Source organism: Rhizobium sp. TH2 (genome assembly GCF_024707525.1).
Lineage (GTDB): Bacteria > Pseudomonadota > Alphaproteobacteria > Rhizobiales > Rhizobiaceae > Rhizobium_E.
Genome location: NZ_CP062231.1, coordinates 5638757 through 5653405 on the forward strand (window position 1 = coordinate 5638757; position 14649 = coordinate 5653405).

Annotated in this window: 13 protein-coding genes; 7 read left to right on the forward strand and 6 right to left on the reverse strand. The window is 62.0% G+C overall.

What is annotated here, in order from left to right; genetic code table 11:
* The 5 genes from IHQ71_RS27630 to IHQ71_RS27650 all read right to left on the reverse strand — a co-directional run bounded on the left by IHQ71_RS27630 (position 1) and on the right by IHQ71_RS27650 (position 4891).
* Positions 1-618 carry an ABC transporter permease gene (locus IHQ71_RS27630; RefSeq protein ID WP_258159596.1) on the reverse strand — a complete coding sequence of 206 codons (618 nt, stop codon included), beginning with the start codon at positions 616-618 and terminating at the stop codon, positions 1-3.
* Positions 619-711: 93 nt separating this feature from the next.
* Complete coding sequence (locus tag IHQ71_RS27635; protein WP_258159597.1) at positions 712-1584, reverse strand: glycine betaine ABC transporter substrate-binding protein; 873 nt, start codon at positions 1582-1584, stop codon at positions 712-714.
* Positions 1585-1749: 165 nt separating this feature from the next.
* The gene (locus tag IHQ71_RS27640) at positions 1750-3300 is read right to left on the reverse strand and encodes a class I adenylate-forming enzyme family protein (protein WP_258159598.1); all 1551 of its coding nucleotides are present in this window, start codon (positions 3298-3300) and stop codon (positions 1750-1752) included.
* Between the two features lie 24 nt (positions 3301-3324).
* Complete coding sequence (locus tag IHQ71_RS27645; protein WP_258159599.1) at positions 3325-4038, reverse strand: TetR/AcrR family transcriptional regulator; 714 nt, start codon at positions 4036-4038, stop codon at positions 3325-3327.
* Complete coding sequence (locus tag IHQ71_RS27650) at positions 4031-4891, reverse strand: enoyl-CoA hydratase/isomerase family protein (protein WP_258159600.1); 861 nt, start codon at positions 4889-4891, stop codon at positions 4031-4033. Before IHQ71_RS27650 ends, IHQ71_RS27645 begins: the two co-directional genes overlap by 8 nt.
* 322 nt (positions 4892-5213) lie before the next feature.
* Here IHQ71_RS27650 and IHQ71_RS27655 point away from each other — a divergent pair, with 322 nt between their 5' ends.
* Genes IHQ71_RS27655 through IHQ71_RS27685 form a run of 7 tightly spaced genes read left to right on the forward strand, consistent with a single transcriptional unit; the run spans position 5214 to position 12730 of the window.
* Positions 5214-6002: an ABC transporter ATP-binding protein gene (locus IHQ71_RS27655; RefSeq protein ID WP_258159601.1), complete on the forward strand. Its 789-nt coding sequence runs from the start codon at positions 5214-5216 to the stop codon at positions 6000-6002.
* On the forward strand, positions 5999-6775 hold the full coding sequence (locus IHQ71_RS27660) for an ABC transporter ATP-binding protein (RefSeq protein ID WP_258159602.1): 777 nt from the start codon (positions 5999-6001) through the stop codon (positions 6773-6775). The genes IHQ71_RS27655 and IHQ71_RS27660 overlap by 4 nt, the downstream gene beginning before the upstream one ends.
* A complete protein-coding gene (locus IHQ71_RS27665; RefSeq protein WP_258159603.1) occupies positions 6772-8619 on the forward strand; it encodes a long-chain fatty acid--CoA ligase in 1848 nt (615 codons plus the stop codon). Before IHQ71_RS27660 ends, IHQ71_RS27665 begins: the two co-directional genes overlap by 4 nt.
* On the forward strand, positions 8619-9491 hold the full coding sequence (locus IHQ71_RS27670) for a branched-chain amino acid ABC transporter permease (RefSeq protein ID WP_258159604.1): 873 nt from the start codon (positions 8619-8621) through the stop codon (positions 9489-9491). Before IHQ71_RS27665 ends, IHQ71_RS27670 begins: the two co-directional genes overlap by 1 nt.
* A 1-nt stretch (position 9492) precedes the next feature.
* On the forward strand, positions 9493-10539 hold the full coding sequence (locus IHQ71_RS27675) for a branched-chain amino acid ABC transporter permease (RefSeq protein ID WP_258159605.1): 1047 nt from the start codon (positions 9493-9495) through the stop codon (positions 10537-10539).
* 35 nt (positions 10540-10574) lie between these two features.
* On the forward strand, positions 10575-11741 hold the full coding sequence (locus IHQ71_RS27680; RefSeq protein ID WP_258159606.1) for an ABC transporter substrate-binding protein: 1167 nt from the start codon (positions 10575-10577) through the stop codon (positions 11739-11741).
* 47 nt (positions 11742-11788) lie between these two features.
* Complete coding sequence (locus IHQ71_RS27685) at positions 11789-12730, forward strand: nitronate monooxygenase family protein (protein ID WP_258159607.1); 942 nt, start codon at positions 11789-11791, stop codon at positions 12728-12730.
* A 5-nt stretch (positions 12731-12735) separates the two neighbouring features.
* Here IHQ71_RS27685 and IHQ71_RS27690 read toward each other — a convergent pair whose 3' ends face one another.
* On the reverse strand, positions 12736-14637 hold the full coding sequence (locus IHQ71_RS27690; RefSeq protein ID WP_258159608.1) for a propionyl-CoA synthetase: 1902 nt from the start codon (positions 14635-14637) through the stop codon (positions 12736-12738).
* Between the last annotated feature and the right edge of the window lie 12 nt (positions 14638-14649).

Consider the following 14649-nt stretch of genomic DNA (forward strand, 5'->3'; position numbering starts at 1 on the left):
TCACTGCCACCGGACCAGCAGGCGTTCGGCCCGGGTCAGGACAAGATCGAAGAACACGGCCAGAAGTGCGGTCAGCAGGCCGCCGACCAGAATCTTCTCGGCATATTCCTGGTCGATGCCGATCAGGATGATGGTGCCCAGCCCGCCGCCATCGATGAAGGCCGCAATCGTGGCGATGCCGATCGTCGTGACCAGCGCGATCCGCGATCCGGACAGAATAAGCGGCATCGCCAGCGGCAATTCGATGCGGAAAAGCCTCTGCCACTTGCTGTAGCCCATGCCGTCGGCGGCATCGAGCACATCGGGCGACACGCCGCGCAATCCCGTCACGATATTGCGCAGCAGGATCAGCAGGCAATAGGACGACAGGCCGACGATCGCCGGCTCCATGCCGAGGCCGAGAAACGGGATCAGCAGGGCGAAGAGCGCCAGGCTCGGAATGACGAATATGATGTTGGAGACGGTCAGCGCCACGGCATAAAGCCTCGGCCGGCGCGCGCAGATAATGCCGAGAACCAGCGCGATTGCCAGCCCGATCAGCACCGAGGTCACCGACAGCAGAAGATGCTGCCAGACGGCGAGCGCGATTTCGGGAATATGTTTGTGAGCCCAGCGCAATTGGCAAACATCCTGTTGGCACGGGAAAATAACCGGCGAGGCTCGTTGAGCCTCGCCCGCATCTTATCGGTCGGAGCGATCAGAAACGAAAGATCAGATGCCCTGTTCCTTCAGGAATTCGGCGGCGACGTCGGCCGGCTCTTCCTTGTCGCGCTCGACCTTGGCGTTCATCTCGCGCATGTTGTCGCTGGTCATCAAGGGGCTGACCTTGTTCAGCACTTCTGCGATCTTCGGGTTCTTGGCGAGCGCATCCTGGCGAATGACCGGAACGAGGAAGTAGGGAGGGAAGAGCGCCTTGTCGTCCTCGAGGATCGTCAGCTTGTTCTCGGCGATCTGCCAGTCTGTGGTGAAGCCGTAGGACACATCGAGATCCTTGTTCATCACGGCGCTGTAACGAATGCCGAGCTTGGCGAAGACCTTGAATTCCCTGAACTCGATGCCGTAGACCTTCTTGAGGCCGGGCAGTCCGTCCTTGCGCTCGGAGAAGCCGCCTTCGGCGCCGAATATCAGGTCCTTGGAGACCGGGCCGAGATCGGTCAGCGTCTTGAGCTTGTACTTCTCAGCCGTCTCCGGAAGCGTGATGATCGCATAGCCGTTGTTGATCTTGGTCGGCTCGAGCAGGGTCAGTTGCAGGTTCTTTTCGTAATAGTCCTTGACCTCGCTATAAATCTTGTCGGCGGAGCCCGACAGGTCACCCTTGACGACGGCGGCCATCGCGGTGCCGGTATATTCCGGGTAGAAATCGATCTCGCCGGTGGTCAGCGCCGTCTGGGCAACCAGCGTGGCGCCGAGATTGAGATGGCGCTCGACTTCGATGCCAGCCTTTTCCAGCGCCTGCGCATAGATTTCGGCGGCGACGAACTGTTCGGTGAAATTCTTGCTGCCGATCTTGACGGCATCGGCGGCGAAGGCGGGGGTGGCAAGCGCCAGACCCAGGACGGTAGCGAAAACGGTGTTCAATTTCATTGGATGCCTCTCAACGTTAGATCCACGGATTTACTACAGCAGGAACATCGGTCGGGCGCGAATAAATCTACCAATTATGTAGATTATGACGAAAAACAAAACTCCCGATGAACCGGCATGGAACCGATGACTGCGTATGTCCCGTGCTAGCGGCTGCTTCCTGACCTAGCCCTGCAACAGGGACTTGTATTTGATCTCCATGTCTCCGCGCACGATCTTGCCGGTTGTGCTGCGCGGAAAATCTTCGAAAGGGACGAAATGCACTTGCCGGGGCCGCTTGTAGCCGGCCAGCGCCTGGCGGCACATCGTCTCGATATCGGTCTCGGTGAGGCTCTCGCTCTTCCGCGCGACGAAGGCGACGGGCACTTCTCCCCATCGGTCGTCCTGCTTGCGCACCACGATGGCATCGAGGATTCGCGGATCGGCGAGTAGTACCCGCTCGATCTCGGCGGGATAGATGTTCTCTCCACCCGATTTGATCATGTATTTCGCGCGGTCCACGAAGTCGAATGTCCCATCCGGATTGCGGGTGAAGAGGTCGCCCATGCGGAACCAGCCACCGCTGAAATCCTTGATATTGGTGTACTCCGCGTTCCAATAGCCGCTGAACACGGTTGGGCCGCGCACGGCAGCCTCGCCCGGTTCTCCGGTTGGCACGACCGCACCCTCGGCATCGACCAGCCGCACATCACACAGCGAACTCTTGCGCTTGGAGAGCGAGGTCGGAATGGTTCCCGACGGAATGAGCCCGGCAGACATCGGTGCTAACCCGGTCTCTGTAGCGCCGAAGCTGTTGAGATAAGGCGCGTTGGTCAGCCCCGAGAGTTCGGCGATCAAGGCATGCGGCACGAGATCGGCCAGCGCCCCGACCGCGCGTATGCTCTTCACGCTATGCCTGCCCTCGCGCAGGATCGCGACCACTGGCTCAATCGTCCCCGGCATCAGCAGCATCCAGCCAAGGCTGGCGCTCTCCATGATCGAGACGATCTCTTCCGGCATATAGCCATCGACGACATGCACCGTCGATCCCGACATCAGGCTCGACAGCGACGGATCGCTGCCGCCCATGTGGAACAAGGGCGCCCAGGCGATATAGCCGTCGTCCTCGGTGACGCGCATGTCCATCCGCATCACTGCCATGCGGGCGATCTCGGCGCGATGGCTGATCAGCGCGCCTTTCGGGAACCCCGTCGAGCCGCTGGTATAGAGGATGAGCAGACCGTCTTCCGGATCGACCTCCGGCAGTTCCGCCAGCGCCGTATGTGCGGCGATCATCGCTTCATGGTCCGCCTCGATCACCTTGACCGGCAGGTCGCCGAGATCGACCCGTTCCATCCGCGGGCAATAGCGCTCCGACACCACCAGTAGCGATGGCGAGACGAGCTTGATGCAGTGTTCCAGCTCATCAGGGGACAGCCGCCAGTTCTGGCAGGCCAGGATCGCGCCGATGCAGGCGGAAGCCAGTTCCCATTCGAGATATTCGTGCCGGTTTTCCGAGACGAGCGCGATCCGGTCGCCGCGCGAGATGCCGAGCGCCTGCAGGGCAGCCGCCAGTTTCAAAACGCGCTCATGAAGCGCCGCGTAGCTGCGTTGCGTCGTGCCCTGGGCAATCGCGATCGCCTCGGGTGTATATTCGGCCCGGGCGGCGAAAAGTCCGAACACGGTGAGCGCGCCGGATTTCGCGATATTGGCCTGAACCTGCGATCTTTCCTTCACCTCGATTTCCTCCCGTCCAAGGCTCTAGCCTGCCGCCGCCGCTGCCGATCTCTCCAGGCGTTCCACGGCGTTCTCCAGGCGTTGCAGCATCGCGGCCTGGCCGCCCAAGGCAGGCGAATCGCCCGGCGTCTGAAGGCCTCCCAGCACGAGATCGACGATCTGGTCGGCAACGTGATCAGGATCGAAATCACCCTCGCCGCGAAGATAGGCCCAAGTGCGATGCTCGACGCAGCCATAGATCATGTCACGCACCAGTCTGAGCGACAGGCCGGCGCGCAACTCGCCGGTGGCGATGCCTTCATGCACGATATCCAGCGTCCGCCTTGTATATTGCCGGTTCAGTTCGAACACGGCGGTATTGGTATATTCCGATCCGCTGCGGACGATCTGGAACATCTGCCGGCACAGCGCCGGGTCCTCGTGAACCGTCGCGAGATGGCGCCAGATCATGAAGCGCAGCCGGTTCCGCGTGCCCGATATGCCGGTCAGCTGCCGGTCGTAATCCGACAGCATGGCATGATACCAGTTCTCGATGACCTTGATGAACAGGTCGCGCTTGTTGTCGAAATAGCGGTAGATGCTGCCTTCCACCACTGCGGCGCGCTCCGCGATGTCCGATATCAGCGCGTCGTCATAGCCCTTCTCGCGAAAGACCTGGGTCGCCGCTTCCATGATGTCGGAGACCCGCCGCTCGCGGGAAAGCCGGAATACCTGCCGTCTGCCGTTCGGTTCACGCAATGCCCGCTCCGCCCATGCCTGCGCCGTTGACGGCGAAGGCGGGTGCCCGCCGCTCCCGGAACGCTGTCATGCCCTCTTTCCAGTCCGGCCCGGCCGCTGCGACAGCCACCGTATCGAGCGCCAGCTGATCGGCTTCATCGGGCGAGGCCGTCTCGGCGCGGTAGATGCCTCGCTTGGTGAGGTTGATCGTGATTGGACTGCAGAGAAGCAGCCGCCGCGCCAGCGCCAGCGCCGCATCGCCGAGCGCATCGGCTTCGTACACGGCATTGACCAGACCGATCCGGAGAGCATCGTTCGCCGGCCACTGGTCGGCGAGCAGCGCCACCTCCAGCGCCCTTGCTCGGCCGAGAATATGCGACAGGATCTGGATGCCGCCGGCGCCTGCCACGGCACCCAGCCGCGCCTCCGTCAGGCCGATCTTCGCATCGGCCGACATCAGCCGGAAATCGCAGGCCAGCGCCAGTTCGCAGCCGCCGCCCAGCGCAAAGCCGTTGATCGCGGCGATCGTCGCGAATGGCGCATGCTGCAGCGAGCGGAAGAGATCGATGATCGGTCGTACATAGAGGTCGCGGATCGCCATCGGATCATTGGAATATGGCGACGCCGGATCTGTGAAATATTTGACATAGGCGCCGCCGCAAAACGCCTTGCCGGTGCCGGTGATGATCACCACCCGCGCCCGTGCGGCGGTGGCCTCCTTGATGGCGGTATCCAACGCCAGGACCATCTCGTTGGTCAGCGTATTGAGCGTCTGCGGGCTCGATAGCGTGACCAGCGCGACATCCTCGATCGGCCAGTCCAGCCGCACGTCTATGCGGTCGTGTTCATGTGTATCAGGGTTGAGCCTGTTCATGTCTTTGCCTCCAAAAGCTTGACCCCTGTCCGGCATTTTGCCGTTGACAAACGAAAAGCTTTGCCCGTTAATGAGCATCATTCATCATCGTTCGCTTTCAGGCAAGCGTTTAGTTGTGTCGAGGAGGACAAAGATGATGATTGTGGGTGAGGAGGTTTCCTGCATGCGATTTACAGCGCTTTTCAGATGCGTAAGGCTTTTCGCGGTGCGTTCGTGCGCCACGTTCAATCGCGGCTTCAGTAATTCCTGACCATCTTTTGATAAATCTAATTCATCAACAAATCAGAACGGGCACCTTCGCCCTGCAACCGGAATAGACGATTTGCTTTCGCTGAAAAACATTCAGGTTCTCTATAACCGAGCCATCGAGGCGGTCCGCGACGTGTCGCTGGACGTGCCCGCCGGTGCGATGGTCGCATTGCTGGGCTCGAATGGTGCTGGCAAATCCACCATCCTCAAGGCGATATCGGGAATTCTCTACCGGGAAGACGGCGAGATCGTCAGCGGCAGCATCCAGTTCGATGGCGGCGCGATCTCCGGCCGTTCGCCCCAGTCGATTATCACCCAGGGCCTGATCCAGGTGCCCGAGGGCCGCGCGCTGTTTGCGACGCTGACGGTCGAGGAAAATCTCCTGATGGGCGGCATCACCCGGACGCGCGCCGAAAGCGCCGAGGTGCTGGAGCGCGTCTACACGATGTTCCCGCGCGTGAAAGACCGGCGTACGCAGATCTCGGGCTATCTCTCCGGCGGTGAGCAGCAGATGGTGGCGATCGGCCGCGCGCTGATGGGCCGGCCGCGGCTCTTGATGCTCGACGAGCCGTCGCTCGGCCTTGCGCCACAGATCATCGATGTCATCTTCGAAACCATTGTCGAACTCAACCGCGATACCGGGCTGACGGTGCTGCTTGTCGAGCAGAACGCGCATCTCGCTTTGCAGGTCGCCTCCTACGGCTACATCATCGAGAACGGTCGCATCGTCATGGATGGTCCGGCCGAGAAACTGCGCTCCAACGACGACGTGCAGGAATTTTACCTCGGTTTCTCCGGCGGCGAGCGCAAGTCGATGCGCGACGTCAAGCACTACAAGCGCCGAAAGAGGTGGCTGTCATGACCGCCTTTCTCTCGCTCGAAGGCGTCACCAAGCGCTTCGGCGGCCTGACCGCCATCAACGATGTCAGCCTCGATGTGCGTGAGGGTCAGATCTATAGCCTCATCGGCCCGAACGGCGCCGGCAAGACAACGCTGTTCAACCTGATCAGCGCCGTCTTTCCGCCCACCAGCGGCCGCATCCTGTTCGAAGGCAAGGAACTCACAAGGCTGCCGACGCATGCTCTGGCCCGCCTCGGCATCGCCCGGACATTCCAGAATCTCGCGGTCTTCAAGCACGAGACGGTCGTCAACAATCTGCTCGTCGGCATGCATTGCCACCTCCGCACCGATCCGCTGTCGGCCGCGTTCTTCTGGGGCCGGGCGCGGCGCGAAGAGATCAGGGCGCGCGAGCGGGTGGAAGAGATCATCGAGTTCCTCGAAATCGAGGATATCCGCGATCATCCGGTCGGCACGCTTTCCTATGGCCAGCAGAAGCGCGTCGAACTCGGCCGCGCTCTCGCCGTCCAGCCGCGCCTGCTGCTGCTCGATGAAATGGTCTCCGGCATGAACCAGGAGGAACGAGAGGACATTGCCCGCTTCATCCTCGATCTCAAGGGCGAACTCGGCATGACCGTGTTCATGGTGGAGCACGACATGGGGATCGTCATGGATATTTCCGACCATGTCTGCGTCGTCAATCACGGCCGCAAGATCGCCGAGGGAACGCCGGCCGAAGTCGCCGCCAATCCCGCCGTCGTCGAAGCCTATCTCGGAACCAAGCGGAGCGCTGCATGATGCTGGACGCCGCCACCATCCAATCGATGACGATGCCGCAGATCGTCAAGCAGCGCGCACTGGCAGCCGGCGACATGCTGGCCATGCGGGTGAAAGAACGCGGCCTGTGGCGCCGGACGGATTGGCGCGGCTATTACGATAATGCGCGCTGGCTCGCCATCGGCCTCCATGCGCTCGGCTTTCGCCCAGGAGACCGGCTGGCCGTCGCCGGTGACGACAATCCCGCCTGGCTGTTTTCCGATATCGCGGCCCAGATGAATGGCGGGGCGTGCCTGGGCATCTATCCGACCAATCCCTGGCCGGAGCTGCAATATATTCTGCGCCATTCCAAGTCTCGCATCATCGTCTGCGGCGACCAGGAACAGACCGACAAGGTGCTCGAGGCGAAGGCGAAGGACGGCGGCCTGCCCGATCTCGAGGCCATCATCTGCGTCGATATGAAAGGCATGCGCCATTACGAAGAACCGGGATTGATGTCTTTCGAATCGGTGGTCGAGCTCGGCCGCCAAAAGGAAGTCGAATTCGCCCCGATGGTCGATGCCGCCATCGACAATGGCAAGCCCGACGACGTCGCCATTATCGTCTACACATCAGGCACGACGGGCATGCCGAAGGGCGCGCTGCTCACCCATCGCAACATGCTGCACTCGGCGGGCCAGGTCTGCGCAATCCACGGACTGACGCACGAGACCTATTCCGTGCTCTGCTACCTGCCGCTCTGCCATGTCGCAGAGCGGAGCTTCTCCGCCGTCATGCAGATCGTCACCGGCTGCTGCGTCAGCTTCGCCGAATCCGTCGATACCGTCGTCGTCAACCTGCGAGAGATCGCGCCGAAGGGTTTTCTCGGCGTTCCCCGCATCTGGGAAAAGATGCGCCAGAACGTGCTCTATCGCGTCAAGGACACGACGCCCTTCCAGCGTTGGGTGTTCGAGCGCTGCATGGCAATCGGTCGGCCTGTCGCCGAACGCCGGCTGAAGAACGGCGGCACGTTTGCGTCGCTCACCGATCGCCTGACCTTCACCCTGCTCTGGATCGCCAGCTTCCGCAGCCTCCAGCATTTCCTTGGTCTCAACCGGGTCCGCGCCAGCTTCTGCGGCGGTGCCACCGTTTCGCCCGAAGTGCTGCTGTTCTTCTGGATCATCGGCATTCCTGTCTACCAGATCTATGGCATGACCGAGAGCGCCGGCGTGTCGCACAGCCAGCGGCCCGGTGCCACATCGCTCGGTTCGTCCGGTCAGGTCATCGACGGGGTCGAACAGAAACTCGCCGACGACGGGGAATTGCTGCTGCGCGGTCCCAGCATCTTCAAGGGCTATCTCTTCGATGACGCCGCCACCGAACGCGCCTTCACCGACGGCTGGCTGCATACCGGCGACATCGTCGAATTCGCGGAAAACGGCGAGACCTTCGTGCTCGACCGCAAGAAGGACATTCTCATCACATCGGGCGGCAAGAACATCACGCCGTCGCTGATCGAAAACGCGCTGAAGGACTCGCCCTATATCCGCGAGGCGATCCTGCTCGGCGAGGGGCGCAATTTCCTTGCGGCACTGCTCCAGCTCGATCTCGAAACCACGGGCAAGTGGGCGCAGCAGCAGGGAATCCAGTACACGACTTACCGTACGCTCGCCGAGAACGACAAGGTCCGCAGCCTGGTCGAGGGCGAGGTTCAGCGGGTCAACGATCGTTTCGCGCGGGTCGAGAACGTGAGGAAATTCGTCATCCTCAACAAGGAACTCGACCACGACGACGGCGAACTGACCGCGACTATGAAGGTACGCCGCAAGATCATCGAACAGAAATTCCGCGAAGAGATCGCCACGATTTACGGGAGTGCGGCCTGATGGATTTCCTGCTCCTGCTGATCTCCACCGGACTGGTGACCGGTGCGGCCTACGGCCTCGTCGCGATGGGTTTCGCCATCATCTACAAATCCACCGGCGTAGTGAATTTCGCCCAGGGCGAGATCGTCATGCTGGTCGCCTATATCGGCTTCAGCGTCGCCAATACCTTCCACCTGTCGTTCTTTCCCCTGCTGATCGTCATGATCCCGATCTCGATGCTGCTGGGGCTGGCGCTTGAGCGCATCTTCATCCGGCCGATGCTGGGCGAGCCGATCTTCGCCATCGTCATGGTGACCGTCGGCCTCGCCGTCATATTGCGCGGCGTCACGATCATGATCTGGGGTTCGGAGCCGTATAATTTCGACGCCGGCATCTCCACCACGGTCGTCAAGGTCGGCGGCATACCCTTCTATCCGGCCCAGCTCTACCTGATCGCGGCGCTCGCCGTGGTGACGCTGCTGGCGTGGCTGTTCCTGCGCTTCACCCGCATGGGCATCTCGATGCGGGCCGTGGCCGCCAACGAGACGGCGGCGCTGCTGGTCGGCGTCAGTGTCAGCCGCATCCATGCCATGGCCTGGATGCTGTCATCGGCGATTGCCGCGGTGGCCGGCCTGCTGATCGCGGCGAATTTCAAGCTGGCGCCCGATCTCTGGTTCCAGGGGCTGAAATCCTTTCCCGCCGTCATCCTCGGCGGCCTGGATTCGGTCGTCGGCGCGGCCTTGGGCGGCATCATCATCGGCCTGATCGAGAATCTTTCCCAGGGCTATATCGGCCAGGGCATGCGCGAGATCTCCGGCTTCATCGTCATCATCGTCGTCCTGATGGTCCGTCCCTACGGCCTGTTCGGCAATCGCGAAATCGAGCGGATCTGACATGCGCACCGGACATTTCAACGAAACGCACAGCCAACTCGTCGCGCTCAGCACCAGCAGAACCGTCTGGGGCTGGACGATCGCCGCGATCACGGTGGTCGCGGCAGCACCCTTGCTCGTCGGCAATTATTCGCTAACCATCCTGGTGTCGGTAATGATCGCTATCGTCGGCGCCGTGGGGCTCAACATGCTTACCGGCACAACGGGCCTGGTCTCGCTCGGCCAGGCGGGTTTCCTCGCGGTCGGCGCTTATACCAATGCCATCCTGCTCAGCGATTATGGCTGGTCCGTGTGGTTCTCGCTGCCAATGTCCGGCGTGGTCGCGGCCGCAATCAGCGTGCTCGTCGGCGTGCCGTCGCTGCGGCTGAAGGGCCTCTATCTCGCCATCACCACGCTCGCCTTCTCCTTCATCATCAACCACATCATTCTCTACGCCGAAGACCTGACCCACGGGCCGAATGGCGTCTTCGTCAAGGGCGCGACGATGTTCGGCTTCAACGTCCAGAAAGGCGCACCGCTCTTCTATATGACGCTTGCCGTGACGATCCTGATCGTCTTCGGTGTGCTCAATCTTTCGCGCACGCGCATCGGTCGCGCCTGGATGGCGATCCGCGACCACGATATCGCGGCGCGCGTGATGGGCGTCGATCTGGTGCGCTACAAGCTGCTGGCCTTCGCCATATCGTCCTTCATCGTCGGCATCGCGGGCGGCCTGATGTCGCTACAGCTCCGTTTCGTCAATATCGATGTCTTCGCGCTGATCCTCTCCATCGAGGCGCTCGCGATCATCATTCTCGGCGGGCTGGGCTCGATCGCCGGTGCGATCCTTGGCGCCATTTTCCTGACGCTGCTGCCCGAGGGGCTGCGGCTGTTTTTCTCGCTGTTCGCGAATTCCGAATCCACCTTCTACACCAACTATGTCTTCGAGATCCGGGGCATCGCCTACGGCGTCGTCATCGTGCTGTTCCTCCGCTTCAAGCCGGATGGACTGATCGGCGCATGGCGGGACGCGCGCAAATACTGGAGCAACTGGCCATTGGCGTACTGAATAATCAGGCGTCGGCCACTTTGGGAGGAAGTGCAATGAAGAGATTGGCAATGACGCTGGCCGCGTTTCTGGCCTCGACCGCCGCTTACGCCGCCGACCCCGGCGTGACGGATACCGAAATCAGGATCGGTGACGTCAACATCATGACGGGCCCCGCCGCCTTCGTCGGCAAGGGCTTCTCGCTCGGTTCAAAGATCGCGGCGGGATTGATCAATTCCAAGGGCGGCGTCAACGGCCGCAAGATCACCGTCATCACCGAGGACGACGGATATATCCCGGCCCGTTCCTTCCAGGCGCTGACCAAGCTGATCGAGGTCGACGAAATCTTCGCGCTCAACGGCACGTCGGGCACCGCCAATGTCATGGCGATGATGCCGCTGATCGAGGAGAACAATATTCCGACCGTCGTCAGCCAGGCGCCCGCTGCGATCGTCTATAATCCTGTTCGGCCCTCGGTCTTCACCTTCGGCGCGAGCTATTCGGACGCTTTCTACGCCCAGCTCAAATATATCCACGAGAAGAACCCGAGCAAAGACGCCGTGTTCGGCATCATCCGCCAGGACGACGACTTCGGCAAGGAAGTCGAAGCCGGCTATGACCGTGCCGTCAAGGAATTCGGGGTGAAGGACGGCATCCGCCTGCGCTTCAAGAAGGGCACGACCAACTTCTCGGCCGAAGCCGCGCAAATGAAGGAAGCGGGCGTCACCGTGCTCGCCAATGGCGGCATCTTCGCGGGCGCCGGCAACATTCTCGGTGAAGCACGCAAGCTCGACCTCCAGCTTCAGCCGGCGGAAGTCTGGAGCGAAGGCATTCCGGCTTCTGCCAAGCTGCTGGCGCCGGCCGGCTATGACTTCATGGTGGCCGACTATGTCTCGCTGACCGGCCCGGCCAACGACAAGTTCATGGAGATGGCCAAGCAGTTCGTAACCGCCGATGAGCTCAAGGATGTCAGCCGCTACACCTACGCATCCTTCATTGGCCTCACGTCGCTTGCCGCCGCGATGGAGAAATGCGGTCAGGATCTCACCCGCGAATGCACGATCGACAATCTCCGCAAGCTCAAGGATTTCGACACGCTCGGTCTTAGCGCCCCCGTGAGCTTCGACAATCCCGAGCAGCATTCGGGCACTGCCGTCGGCGTGTACCAGTACAATATCAAGGACGGCAAGTTCGAGGAACGCGCCGGCTTCCAGCAATATTGAGCGTTGAAGCTCCCGGCTCCGGCCGGGCGCCTCCCAAAGGAGAATACATGCCGATACCCAGCCAGTTCTCGGGCACGTTGAAAGTGCCGGTCGTTGCCGCGCCGATGTTCCTTATTTCGGGGCCGGACCTGGTGGTCGGCGCCTGCCTCTCCGGCGTCGTCGGCACCTTCCCGGCGCTCAACCAGCGCACGACAGCCGGCTACGTGAACTGGCTCGACGAGATCTCTGGACGGCTCGCAGCGACAGGCTCAAAGACAGGCTATGGCGTCAACCTCGTCGTTCACCGTAGCAATCAGCGGCTCGATGCCGATTTGGCGGTGACCATCGAGAGACAAGTGCCGCTGGTCATCACCTCGCTCGGCTTAAACCGTGATCTCATTCAGGCGGTGCATGGTTACGGCGGCCTGGTGTTCCACGACGTGACCAGCATGAAATTCGCCGAGAAGGCTGGCGAGGCCGGCGTCGATGGCCTGATCCTCGTCGCTCATGGCGCAGGTGGTCATGCCGGCCAGCTCAGCCCTTTCGCCGGCCTGCACGAAATCCGCAAGATTTTTGCCGGCACATTGCTGCTCGGCGGCGCCATGTCCAACGGCGCGCAGATCGCCGCCGCACGGATGATGGGCGCCGACATGGCCTATATCGGCACCCGTTTCATGGCAACCGAGGAGAGCCTCGCGGTGCGGAACCTGAAACAGATGCTGGTCGATGCCAACGCGTCCGACATCGTCTATACCCCAGCCATCAGCGGAATCCCTGGAAATTTCCTGCGTCAGAGCATCATTGCCGCCGGCCGCAATCCCGACGACCTGACACCCGCCGCGACCTACAATTTCGGCACGACCGAGCCCAAGGCATGGCGCGATTTCTGGGCGGCGGGACAAGGCGTCGGCGCCGTCGATGCGGTGCTTCCGGTGCGGGAGCTGTGCGCGCGGTTGGCCCGCGAGTATGAGAACAGCCTCGCCAGCACGGGGCAGTTCAGCCTCGCCTAATCAGCTCAGCCAAGATGCGCCCGGAGTGCCGCCGAAATCTCGTCGAGCACGCTGGCATCCTCGATCGTCGCCGGCATTTTCCATTCCTCGCGGTCTGCGATCTTCTGCATCGTGCCGCGCAGGATCTTCCCCGACCGGGTCTTCGGCAGTCGCTTGACGCAGATCGCCAGCTTGAACGCGGCCACCGGCCCGATCTTTTCGCGCACCAGCCTCACGACCTCGCGGCTGACATCGGTGGTATCGCGCGCGACACCCGCCTTCAACACCACCAGCCCCACCGGAACCTGGCCCTTGAGGTCGTCATGTACGCCGATGACCGCGCATTCCGCGACATCGGCATGGCTCGCGAGCACGTCTTCCATCTGCCCGGTGGAGAGACGATGGCCGGCGCAGTTGATGATGTCATCGGTCCGCGCCATGATGAAGATATAACCGTCTTCATCGATATACCCGCCATCAGCGGTCTTGTAATAGCCCGGAAACTCTTCGAGGCACGCCTTGCGGAACCGGTCGTCGGCGTTCCAGAAGGTTGCCAGGCACCCCGGAGGCAGCGGCAGCTTGACCACGATATTGCCGAGCTGGCCGCGTTCGACGGGATGGCCGGCGTCGTCGAGAATCTCCACGGTGTAGCCCGGCATGGGAACCGACGAAGATCCATGCTTAACAGGCAGAAGGCCGAGGCCGAGCGGGTCGGCCGCGACCGGCCAGCCGGTCTCGGTCTGCCACCAGTGATCGATCACCGGCTTGCCGAGCAGGGTTTCGGCCCATTTGAGGCTTTCGGTATCGGCGCGCTCGCCGGCGAGAAACAGTGCCCGTAGCGCGGAGAGATCGTAATTGCCGGCAAGCTTTCCCTCGGGATCCTCGCGCCGCATCGCCCGGATCGCCGTGGGCGCGGTGAACATCGCCTTCACGCCATGTTCGCTGATCACCCGCCAGAACGCGCCTGCATCGGGCGTGCCGACCGGCTTGCCTTCATAGAGGATCGTCGTGTTGCCGTTGAGAAGCGGGCCATAGACGATGTAGGAATGCCCGACCACCCAGCCGATATCGGACGCAGCCCAATAGACCTCGCCCGGCGCCACGCCGAAGATATTCGGCATCGACCAGGCGAGCGCGACCATGTGGCCGCCATTGTCGCGCACCACGCCTTTCGGCTGGCCGGTCGTGCCCGACGTGTAGAGGATGTAGAGAGGGTCGGTGGCCTTCACTGGAACACAAGGCACTTGAGCGCCGCTGGCCTTCTGCTCCGCCACAGCGCTGGCGAAATCCACGTCGCGGCCATCGACAAGGTCTGCCGGCCGGATTGGCCGCTGCAGCATCAAAACCTTCGAGGGTTTGGCCTGAGCCAGATCGATCGCCGCATCCACCAGCGGCTTGTAATCAACGATCCGCCCAGGCTCGATGCCACAGCTCGCAGTGACCATCAGCTTGGCAGTGGAATCGTCGATGCGGGTCGCGAGTTCCGCCGCCGCGAAACCGCCGAACACCACGGAATGAATGGCCCCGATGCGGGCGCAGGCAAGCATGGTGAACACAGCCTCCGGCACCATCGGCATATAGATGATCACCCGGTCGCCCTTCTCGACGCCAAGCGACTGCATGACGGCGGCAATCGCCTCGACTTCCTTGAGCGCCTGCGCATAGCTGTAGGACCGCTTCGTCCCGGTCATGGCGCTATCGTAGATCAGGGCCGCCTGGTCGCCCCGGCCGGCGGCGACGTGGCGATCGAGGCAGTTGTGGCAGGTATTGGTCACGGCATCCGGAAACCAGCGGCCGTAGACGCCCGCCGTCGCATCGAAAATCTGCTTCGGCCTCTCGAACCAGTCGATCGCCTCGGCCGCCTTGCGCCAGAAGCCCTCGGGATCGGCCTGCCAGTCTACATAGGTCTCGAAATAGCGGCTCATCATCTTGTCCCTCCC